Source organism: Polynucleobacter sp. 35-46-11 (assembly GCF_002281105.1).
Window position 1 is genome coordinate 1 of record NZ_NCFJ01000408.1, and the last position, 2,304, is coordinate 2,304.

2 protein-coding genes and 1 tRNA gene are annotated in these 2,304 nt (G+C 48.7%); 1 reads left to right on the forward strand and 2 read right to left on the reverse strand.

What is annotated here, in order from left to right:
• Window positions 1-38: 38 nt before the first annotated feature.
• Window positions 39-1,316, reverse strand: a complete 1,278-nt coding sequence (gene purD, locus B7Y67_RS15615) for a phosphoribosylamine--glycine ligase (protein ID WP_293599426.1) — start codon at window positions 1,314-1,316, stop codon at window positions 39-41.
• Between the two features lie 40 nt (window positions 1,317-1,356).
• Window positions 1,357-2,076: a YebC/PmpR family DNA-binding transcriptional regulator gene (locus tag B7Y67_RS15620; RefSeq protein WP_293599427.1), complete on the reverse strand. Its 720-nt coding sequence runs from the start codon at window positions 2,074-2,076 to the stop codon at window positions 1,357-1,359.
• A gap of 141 nt (window positions 2,077-2,217) precedes the next feature.
• Between B7Y67_RS15620 and B7Y67_RS15625 the strand changes: the two genes are divergently transcribed.
• Window positions 2,218-2,302: transfer RNA gene (locus B7Y67_RS15625), tRNA-Leu, on the forward strand.
• Window positions 2,303-2,304 lie beyond the last annotated feature (2 nt).

Below are 2,304 nucleotides of genomic sequence, written 5' to 3' on the forward strand. Positions count from 1 at the left end.
TTAAAGATCTTTATGTTGGGATGGATGAATGGGTTGAATTACTTCACTGCGCGATAGCCAATATCTTTGCGATATTGCATGCCATCAAATTGGATCTTGGCAATAACGTCGTATGCTTTTTGTTGTGCACCACGAACAGTGTCGGATAGGCCCACTACGCACATGACGCGACCACCTGAGGTGAGTAGCTTGCCATCTTGTAACTTGGTACCAGCATGAAAGGTTATTTGATCTTCAGTATCAACGGGAATGCCGGTGATTACATCGCCATTGCGCGGAGTATCCGGATAGTTATGAGCTGCAAGTACTACGCCTAATGCAGTGCGACGATCCCAATCCAGCTCCACTTCATTTAAGGTGCCATCAACCGCGTGATCCAATGTATTGACTAAATCACTGCGCAGGCGCGCCATGATCGGTTGCGTTTCTGGATCACCCATGCGGCAGTTAAATTCCAAAGTCTTAATCTTGCCGTCAGGGGAAATCATGAGGCCGGCATAAAGGAAGCCTGTATATGGAATGCCATCAGCTTCCATGCCCTTGACTGTAGGCATGATGACTTCACGTAAGGCGCGTGCATGAATTTCCGGAGTGACAACTGGAGCAGGGGAGTACGCACCCATGCCACCAGTGTTGGGGCCTTGATCGGCATCGAGTAAGCGTTTGTGATCTTGGCTAGTAGCTAAAGCTAAAACATGCTTGCCGTCCACGAGCACGATGAAGCTGGCTTCTTCACCAGTCAGGAATTCTTCAATGACTACGCGGGCGCCCGCATTGCCCAGCTTGTTGTCGGCAAGCATCATGTCGACTGCTGCATGAGCTTCTGCCAAATCCATTGCCACAACCACGCCTTTGCCGGCAGCTAAACCGTCGGCTTTGATCACAATGGGCGCGCCTTTAGCGTCAATGTAAGCATGCGCCTCTAATGCATTTGAAAAGGTCTGGTACTCCGCTGTTGGAATGCCATGGCGTTTCATGAACGCTTTAGAGAAATCCTTTGAGGACTCCAATTGCGCAGCAAGTTGGGTTGGTCCAAAAATACGCAATCCCTGATTGCGAAACACATCCACGATACCGGCAGCCAATGGAGCCTCGGGGCCAACTACGGTCAGGTGAATTTTTTCACGTTTGGCAAAATCTGCTAACTCTTGAAGATCGGAGATGGGGAGATTTTGAATCCCTGCAGCATCTTGTTTTGCAGTAGCAGTGCCGCCATTACCTGGTGCTACAAATACGGTTTGCACTTGGGGTGATTGAGCTAGCTTCCATGCTAATGCATGTTCGCGAGCACCGGATCCAATTAAAAGAATTTTCATAAAGAGCTAAATATATAAAAGTATTTAAGGGGTTGATCGACTACAAAGAGGCATTCGTAAATACTTCTTGAACATCATCTAAATTCTCAAGCGCATCTAATAGTTTTTGCATGCTTTCGGCTTGTTCACCCTCGAACTCAGTTTCCGTTTCAGGGCGCATCGTTACGGTAGCCATCTCAGCTTTTAAGCCTGCTTGAGTGAGTGCATCTTGCACTTTAGGAAAATCAGGCACTGGTGTGAGCACCTCTAGTGAGCCATCGTCATGGGTAATGACATCTTCTGCGCCAGCATCGAGCGCAATTTCCATGAGCTGATCTTCATTGGTGCCTGGGGCGAAAATCATTTGGCCACAGTGTTTAAACATGAAAGCAACTGAACCCTCGGCCCCCATATTGCCGCCATTTTTTGCAAATGCATGGCGCACTTCAGCAACAGTGCGAGTGCGATTATCAGTCAGGCAATCAACAATAATGGCTGCTCCATTGAGGCCATAACCTTCGTAACGAATTTCTTCATAGTTCACGCCTTCGAGCGAGCCAGTACCGCGCTGAATTGCTCGTTGTACGTTGTCATTGGGCATATTGGCATCTTTGGCCTTATCAATTGCCAGGCGCAAACGGGGGTTCGTGGCAATATCACCGCCGCCTAATTTAGCTGCAACTGTGATTTCTTTGATGAGTTTGGTCCAAATCTTGCCGCGCTTTTCGTCTTGACGACCTTTGCGATGCTGAATATTGGCCCATTTCGAATGGCCGGCCATACGGGTAAGTCCTTTTGAGTAATGTGGCTTGAAGTCGTCATTTTAAGGGCTTCTGCGACCAAGAATGGGGGCGAGACAACTTTTTTGTTACACTCTCACCTCTTAGTTAGTTTCAATGCAGTTTTTCCACTGCAAACACCTGCCCCGGTGATGGAATTGGTAGACGTGCCGGACTCAAAATCCGGTGCCGCAAGGCGTGGCGGTTCAAGTCCGCCCCGGGGCACCATC

What these genes read in the sequence shown, in the direction of transcription:
- B7Y67_RS15620 (WP_293599427.1), bottom strand. Translation starts at nt 2,076, where the DNA reads ATGGCCGGCCATTCGAAATGGGCCAATATTCAGCATCGCAAAGGTCGT.
- purD (WP_293599426.1), bottom strand. Translation starts at nt 1,316, where the DNA reads ATGAAAATTCTTTTAATTGGATCCGGTGCTCGCGAACATGCATTAGCA.